Source organism: Embleya sp. NPDC059213 (genome assembly GCF_042754445.1).
GTDB lineage: Bacteria > Actinomycetota > Actinomycetes > Streptomycetales > Streptomycetaceae > Embleya.
Map to the genome: position 1 here is coordinate 25,215 of NZ_JBHZAV010000105.1, position 7,350 is coordinate 32,564.

Genomic DNA, 7,350 nt, shown 5'->3' on the forward strand with positions numbered 1-7,350 from the left:
CGGCCCGGGGGTGCTGCTCAGTCGGGGCTGGATTCGGTGTGGTCGGTACGGCGGGCGGCGACGGTGGCTCGGGCTGCCTCCAGACGGGCGCCCGGGAGGCGGTACGGCGAGCAGGAGACGTAGTCGATGCCGCACTCGTCGAAGAAGTGGATCGAGTCGGGGTCGCCCCCGTGTTCCCCGCATACGCCGATACGCAGGTTCGGGTCGATGGTGCGGCCCCGGTCGACGCCGGTGCGGACCAGTCGGCCGACGCCTTCGCGGTCGATGGTCTCGAACGGGGAGATCGACAGGATGCCCCGTTCCAGGTAGGCGGCGAGGAAGGACGCCTCGGCGTCGTCGCGGGACAGGCCCCAGGTGGTCTGGGTCAGGTCGTTGGTGCCGAACGAGAAGAAGTCCGCCGAGCGGGCGATCTCGTCCGCGGTCAGCGCGGCCCTGGGCAGTTCGATCATGGTGCCGATCGGGCAGCGCACGTCGACGCGGGTGCGTTCGCGAACCTCGGCGAGCACACGTTCGACCTCGGTGCGGACGGCGCGCAGTTCCGCCTCGGTGGCCACCAGCGGAATCATGATCTCCGCTCGCGGGTCACCGCCGGCGCGCACCCGGGCGACGACGGCCTCGCCGATCGCGCGGACCTGGGTGGCGACCAGGCCCGGTACCGCGAGTGCGAGGCGTACGCCGCGCAAGCCCAGCATCGGGTTCTGTTCGTGGAGCAATTCGCCGGCCTCGTGCAGCCGCAGATCGCGCGGGTCGGGTTGTTGTCCGAGGGCATGCGCGCGGGCGATGCGCACGGCCGACTCGGTGTGGTCGGGCAGGAATTCGTGCAGGGGCGGATCGATCAGCCGGATGGTGACCGGCAGTGCGTCCATGGCGGTGAGCAGACCGATGAAGTCGTCGCGTTGCAGCGGGAGCAGAGCGGCCAACGCGGCTTCTCGTTCGGCGTCGGTGCGGGCCAGGATCATGTCCTCGACCAGTCGCCGACGCTCGCCCAGGAACATGTGCTCGGTGCGGCACAGGCCGATGCCGTGTGCTCCGTAGCGGCGCGCGCGGGCCGCGTCCTCGGGGGTGTCCGCGTTGGCCAGGACGTCCATCCGGCTTATCTCGTCGGCCTGTTCCAGGCAGCGGGCAACGGCTTCGACCAGGCCGGGCGATCGTGTGCCGGTCTCCAGATACCAGGTGACCGGGGAGGCGACCAACGGCAGCACCCCGAGGTGCACGGTGCCGGCGGTGCCGTCGACGGAGACGACGGTACCCTCCTCGACCACGGTGCCGTCGGCGGTGGTGAATCGGCGCTGTTCGGGGTCGATGTCGAGCTCGGCGGCGCCGCACACGCACACCTTGCCCATGCCGCGCGCGACCACCGCGGCGTGGCTGGTCTTGCCTCCGCGGCCGGTGAGTACGGCCTCGGCGGCGATCATGCCGGGCAGATCGTCGGGGCTGGTCTCGTGGCGAACCAGGACCACGTGCTCATCGGCCTCGGCTCGGCGGACCGCCTCGGCGACGTCGAAGACGACGGCGCCGACCGCGGCTCCCGGCGAGGCCGGTACGCCGTGCGCGAGGATCGGGGTGTCGGGGTCCGCGTCGAAGCGCGGGAAGGTGAGCCGGTCGAGCTGCCCGGCGTCGACCCGCGACAGGGCCTCGGGCCAGGTGATCACGTCCTCGTCCACGAGCGCGCAGGCGATCCGGAACGCCGCCTCGGGAGTGCGTTTGCCGACCCGGGTCTGCAACACCCACAGCCTGCCGCGTTCGACGGTGAACTCGACGTCGCACAGGTCTCGATAGTGGGCTTCCAGGAGAGCCAGATGCGCGCGCAGTCGGCGGTGGGAGTCCGGGGCCAGGCGCTCGAGTTCGTCGAGCGCGAGGGCGTCGCGAACACCCGAGACCACGTCCTCGCCCTGGGCATCGGGCAGGTAGTCGCCGTAGACGCCGGGCCGGCCGGTACCCGGGTCACGGGTGAACGCGACGCCCGAACCGGAGTCGGGGCCCAGGTTGCCGAAGACCATGGCCTGGATGTTGACGGCGGTGCCGAGGTCGTCCGGGATGTGCTCGCGGCGGCGGTAGACCGCAGCACGTTCGCCGTTCCAGGACTCGAACACGGCCACCACGGCGCGGCGCAGCTGCTCGCGCGGATCCTGCGGGAACTCCTCGCCTGTCGCATCGTGGATGATCCCCTGGAATTCCCTTACCGTCTCGGCCAGTTGATGTGTATCCAGCCCCAGGTCGTCTGCGGCGCCGAGTACCCGGCGACGCCGTGTCAACACGTTCTCGAAGCGGGCGGCGTCGATGCCGAGCACGGTGGCGCCGTACATCTGGACCAGGCGCCGGTAGGAGTCCCAGGCGAAGCGTTCGCGGCCGGTGCTCTTGGCGAGGCCGAGCACCGAGGCGTCGTTGAGTCCGACGTCGAGGATCGTGTCCATCATCCCGGGCATGGAGAAGCGCGCCCCCGAGCGCACGGACACCAGGAGCGGGTCGTCGGCATTTCCTAGGCGGCGTCCCATGACCTGCTCCAGACGCGCGAGGTGGGCGGTGATCTCGTCCTCCAGCCCTTCGGGAACGCTCCCGGCGCGCAGGAAGGCCCGGCACGCGTTCGTGCCGACCGTGAAGCCCGGCGGCACCGGCAGTCCCAGACGGGTCATCTCGGCAAGGTTGGCGCCCTTGCCGCCGAGCAACGCGGCCTGTTCACGGGAGCCTTCGGTGAAGTCGTACACGTACGCGGTGGTCATGGCCGGCCTTCCTGCGCGGTCGTGTGAGTGGTCAGAGCCGGTGGGCGACGTATTCGGTCAGGTCGAGCAGGCGGTTGGTGTAGCCCCATTCGTTGTCGTACCAGCCGAAGACCTTGACCAAGTCGCCGTTGCCCTGGGTGAGGTAGTTGCGGCCGATCCGGCCGAAGCCGTTGATTCCCACATGGACGGTCATCGCGGGATCCTCCTCGGATCTCGTGGAACGCGTGATGGAGCGGGGGCTAATCAGCCGCGGAAGAGGGCGACCTTGAGCGCGCCGGTCTCCCCCGCGCGGGCGAAGGTGTCGTAGGCGCCGAGCATCTCGTCGAGGCCGAACCGGTGGGTGATCATCCCTTCCTTGCCGAGTCGGCCCTCGGCAAGCGGGTCCAGGAGCAGCGGGGTGCTGGTGGTGTCGACCAGGCCCGTGGTGATGGTGAGGTCGCGGATCCACAGGTCTTCGAGGTGCAGGGTGGCGGGCTTGCCGTGTACGCCGACGTTGGCGACGTATCCGCCGGCGCGGACCAGGCGGGTGCACAGTTCGAAGGACTCGGGCACGCCGACGGCCTCGATCGCCACGTGCGCGGCCTGCCCGTCCGTGGTGAGCGAGCACAGGGCCTCGGGGTGGCCTCGGGGAGGTCGAGCACGACGTCGGCGCCGAACGCCTTCGCGGCGTCGCGACGCGCGGCCGAGGGATCGACGGCAACGATGCGGGAAGGGCTGAAGAGCCGGGCCGTGGTGATGGCGGCCAGGCCGATGGGTCCGGCTCCGACGATGACCACGGGGTCGCCGGGGGCCACGCGTCCGTTGCGGACGCCGACCTCGTAGGAGGTGGGCCTGTTCGCCGACGACGTCCGGGATCCGGTACAGAGAGGTGTCCGCGAAGGGCACCCGGACGTATTCGGCCTGGGTCCCGTCGATCCGGTGGCCCAGTACCCGACCACCTCCGCCCGAGCACTGTCCGTAGGCGCCGGTACGGCAGTTGCGACAGCGCCCGCACGAGGAGATGCACGAGACGGGCACGCGCTCGCCCCGCACGAAGCCCCGTACACCGGGGCCGACTTCGGTGATCGTACCGACGGCCTCGTGCCCGAGGATCCGGCCCGACTCGACCTCGGGCACATCGCCCTTGAGGATGTGCAGGTCGGTGCCGCAGATGGTGACGGCGTCCACGCGGATCACCGCGTCCTGCGGGTCGCGCACGGTCGGCGTGGGCACGTCCTCCCAGTGGTGACGTCCGGCACCGTGGTAGGTCAGGGCTTTCATGGCGTCCGCCTTTCCGAAGGTAAGCGGTAACGCTTTCCACCCCAGCGTCACGCCGCCCGGACGACCGCCATAGGGCCGAGTGGCCCCGCCGGAGGGGCCGACCGACACGAGGCGTCCCGATGACCACATGATGGTCGCCGACGCAGCGGGTCGGCGTCAGGGCACAGCAGGCCCATCAGGTCGTTGAGGCCGACGTGGTGTTTGCGGGCGCCGATGCCTTCGAAGCTTCGAGACATTGAAGACGAAGCCGTTCATGTCGGCGGTCGAGGTCGGTCGACGGCTTCGAGCGCGGGGTTCGGTGAGGGGTCAGGCCAGGCGGCCGGCGACGTGGCTGCCCGGATCGTCGGCCGGCACGACGGATGCAATGATCCGCTTGCCCACGGGCTCACGGTGCACCGCGAAGCTTCGACGAAGCGCCATCACTGTCTCCAGACCGTGCCGGCCGATCCGGTCCGGGTCGGGTGGGGTGGGGGCATCGGCGGCGGCGAGTCTCCGTCCCACACGGTCACCTCGATCGCGCCGTCGCGAACCTCCGGTGTCAGCAGGTACGGGCCGGGCGCGTGTCTGCGGGCATTGGTCGACCAGTTCGCTGACCACGAGTTGCACCATGTCCCACACGCGCTCGGACACCGGCAGCCCGTGCTCGCCCCGCACGTCGCGGAGCAAGCCACGGGCAGGGGCGCGGGCGAGAGAGATGCTTTCGCCTTCGTCGAACACCGCCGATGCCGAGACGAGCGCCCCCGGCGATGCGTGCCACCCGTCGTCTGCCCCATGTCGTCCTGCCTCTCCGAGCACCCGACCCCAGGAGGCCCGTCTACCCCCAGACCCTCACAACAGACGTGCGATGCGGACTCGATGTCCGGGTTCTTGTGGTGCCCGCCGGGCGGCGCTCCCGGAAGCGTTGGTGGACGGCCCCGTGCCACCCGCCCCTTCGATATTCGGTTCAGGCGTCGGTCGATTTCGCCGGCCCGACGAGAGGCTCGACGGCTCGGATCAGGTTCTCCAACGCGCCGCCGTGACCGCTTCGAATTCACGGACCAGTCGCTGTTCGGCCGACTCGCTCGGCTGTCGCATCGCCCTCAGTCGGGCAGTAGCCACCGCCTGACGGGCGGCCTCGACCGCCCGGCGCACATCCTCGGGACGGATCCCCCATCGTCTGCGACACAACGACCCCTCCCCTCGCCGACGAGGACACCCGCCCGCTCCCACGCGATCGGCACGCTACATCGACGATCCGACGGCCGACGCGTACCCGCTCTCCTCCGGGAGGCTCTCCGCCCTGGTACCCGATCTGGCGGCGCACGACGTCTACGTGTGCGGGCCGCCCGCGATGGTCGACGCCGCGATCCCCGCACTGCGCGCCGCGGGCGTACCGCGACGGCGCATCCATCACGAGTCGTTCGCCCTTTGAATCCTTCGTCTCCGGGGAGTCGTCCATGCGCCGCATGGCCCTGACCACCGTTTCCACGATCGCGGGCGTCATCCTGCTGCTGTCGCTCAAACCCCACCACGACGCGCCCGCGAACACCGCGGCCGAGGGGACGAAACCGACCACCGGCTCTCCCGGTTCCGCTGCGGAACCGCCCACGCCGCCGGGCCCGACGAGCACCCGCAGCGGCACGTTCACCGGCGACACGACCGACACCCGCTACGGCCCGGTCCAGGTCGCCGTCATGCTCGCCGACGGCAGGATCACCGATGTACGCGTCCTGCGGACCCCCGACGACAACGGTCGCGACCGACAGATCACCGCGCGGTCCCTACCCACCTTGACGCAGGAGGCTCTGGCCGCGCAGAGCGCGCGGATCCACGCCGTCTCCTGGGCCACCTACACCAGCGAGGGCTATATACAGTCCCTCCGGAGCGCATTGGACCAGGCGAATGGCTGACCGCGCATCACGTCGTCTCCACCACGTCGAAACGGCGCTGTCGGCCGGCCCGATGCGGTGATGGGTCAGGCGGATGTGCGGTGTGGGAGGGTCCCGGCGAAGACGGCGGCTTGGACGCGGCGTTCGAAGCCGAGCTTGTGCAGCATGGTGGAGACGTAGTTCTTGACGGTCTTCTCCGCGAGGTGCAGGCGCTCGGCGATCTGGCGGTTGGTCAGGCCCTCGGCGACCAGGTCGAAGATCCGGCGTTCCTGGTCGGACAGGGACGCCACGCGCGGATCCTCGCGCGTTCCGGTGCGGACCCGGTCGAGGACCTTCGTGGTGATCGCCGGGTCGAGGAGCGAGCGGCCGGCGGCGACCTCCCGGACCGCGCGGACCAGGTCGGCGCCGCGGATCTGCTTGAGGACGTATCCGGCGGCGCCGGCCATGATCGCGGAGAACAGCGCGTCCTCGTCGTCGTACGAGGTCAGGATCAGCGCGTTTATCTCCGGGAAGGACGAGCGCACCGCGCGGCACACGTCGACCCCGCTGCCGTCCGGGAGCCGCCCGTCCAGAACGGCGACGTCTGGGCGAAGTGCGGGTATCCGTCTCATGGCCTCGATCGCGGACTCCGATTCGCCGACGATCTCGATGTCCGCCTCGGCGCCGAGCAGATCGGCCAGGCCACGACGGACGACCTCGTGGTCGTCGAGGAGGAACACCCTGATCGTGGCGAGCGAACCCGTGCTCGACGCGGGGGTCGCGAGTGCGCGGGTGGCGCCGGTGACGCGGGGCAGGCGTGCTCCGGCGACGGCTTCGGTGGTGATCCCGGTTTCCAAGGTGTGCTCCCCGAGGTGTGACGGATGCGCTCGCCCCGGCCGGGCCGACGCGATGATCAGTCTCGGGGCCTGCGGGAACACGGAGACAGAGCCGATGGTCCCGGGTCGCTCAGGGCCGAGTGGCCCCCACCCTCGCCGGCTCGGCGGATCGGGCTGCGGGCAGGGTTGCGAAGCGGCAGGCGATCGTGCGGTCGAGTCCCACCAAACGGATGACGCGCGCCGGTTGGCCACGAAGCCCGGTCAGGACGAGCGTGGTGCGGCCTCGGGCGCATGCGTGCCGCAGGCGCAGGAACAGGTTGATGCCGGAGGTGTCGCAGAAGCCGAGTGCGCTCAAGTCCAGTCGGAGTTCGGCGGGTCCGGTTCGGGCGAGGGCGAGCAGGGTCGGTTCGATGCTCGCCGTGCTGTCCAGGTCCATCTCGCCGCGCATTTCCACGGTGAGGTGGGCGCCGGGCGAGGTGACGCCGCGCGCTCCGGTCGGGTTCGTCGCGATGGTGATCACAAAGCGTCACACTTCCTGGGCTGTCGGGGCCGTCGGGGCTGTGCCACCAGTCCAGCGCCGGGCGCGGGCGGCGCCCCGAGGCGGGCGGCGGCCCGGCGGGGGCCGAAGGGCCCGGCCGGGGGCCCGCCGGGTGTGCAACAGAGCGCCCCCCCCGCTGGGGCAACAGC

General features: G+C 70.8%; 5 protein-coding genes and 3 pseudogenes. 2 read left to right on the plus strand and 6 right to left on the minus strand.

Features of this window, described 5'->3' with window-relative positions; genetic code table 11:
- Positions 1-17 precede the first annotated feature (17 nt).
- The 4 genes and pseudogenes from ppdK to ACFXMF_RS31070 form a co-directional block, all read right to left on the minus strand.
- Positions 18-2,720, minus strand: a complete 2,703-nt coding sequence (ppdK, locus tag ACFXMF_RS31055) for a pyruvate, phosphate dikinase (RefSeq protein WP_379992234.1) — start codon at positions 2,718-2,720, stop codon at positions 18-20.
- Between the two features lie 31 nt (positions 2,721-2,751).
- Positions 2,752-2,862 (minus strand): annotated as a pseudogene (locus tag ACFXMF_RS31060) (type I glyceraldehyde-3-phosphate dehydrogenase); the annotation flags it as partial.
- A 101-nt stretch (positions 2,863-2,963) separates the two neighbouring features.
- Positions 2,964-3,980, minus strand: a pseudogene (locus ACFXMF_RS31065) (alcohol dehydrogenase catalytic domain-containing protein).
- A 306-nt stretch (positions 3,981-4,286) separates the two neighbouring features.
- Positions 4,287-4,481, minus strand: a complete 195-nt coding sequence (locus ACFXMF_RS31070; protein ID WP_379992233.1) for a hypothetical protein — start codon at positions 4,479-4,481, stop codon at positions 4,287-4,289.
- Positions 4,482-5,250: 769 nt separating this feature from the next.
- Between ACFXMF_RS31070 and ACFXMF_RS31075 the strand changes: the two are divergent.
- Together ACFXMF_RS31075 and ACFXMF_RS31080 are read left to right on the plus strand one after the other, a co-directional pair.
- Positions 5,251-5,391, plus strand: a pseudogene (locus ACFXMF_RS31075) (ferric reductase); the annotation flags it as partial.
- Positions 5,392-5,416: 25 nt separating this feature from the next.
- Positions 5,417-5,869, plus strand: a complete 453-nt coding sequence (locus ACFXMF_RS31080; RefSeq protein ID WP_379992232.1) for an FMN-binding protein — start codon at positions 5,417-5,419, stop codon at positions 5,867-5,869.
- 65 nt (positions 5,870-5,934) lie between these two features.
- Here the strand turns inward: ACFXMF_RS31080 and ACFXMF_RS31085 are convergent, their stop codons facing one another.
- Together ACFXMF_RS31085 and ACFXMF_RS31090 are read right to left on the minus strand one after the other, a co-directional pair.
- Positions 5,935-6,573 carry a response regulator gene (locus ACFXMF_RS31085; protein WP_379992236.1) on the minus strand — a complete coding sequence of 213 codons (639 nt, stop codon included), beginning with the start codon at positions 6,571-6,573 and terminating at the stop codon, positions 5,935-5,937.
- 220 nt (positions 6,574-6,793) lie between these two features.
- Positions 6,794-7,183: an STAS domain-containing protein gene (locus ACFXMF_RS31090; RefSeq protein ID WP_379992230.1), complete on the minus strand. Its 390-nt coding sequence runs from the start codon at positions 7,181-7,183 to the stop codon at positions 6,794-6,796.
- Positions 7,184-7,350 lie beyond the last annotated feature (167 nt).

What these genes read in the sequence shown, in the direction of transcription:
- ppdK (WP_379992234.1), bottom strand. Translation starts at nt 2,720, where the DNA reads ATGACCACCGCGTACGTGTACGACTTCACCGAAGGCTCCCGTGAACAG.
- ACFXMF_RS31080 (WP_379992232.1), top strand. Translation starts at nt 5,417, where the DNA reads ATGCGCCGCATGGCCCTGACCACCGTTTCCACGATCGCGGGCGTCATC.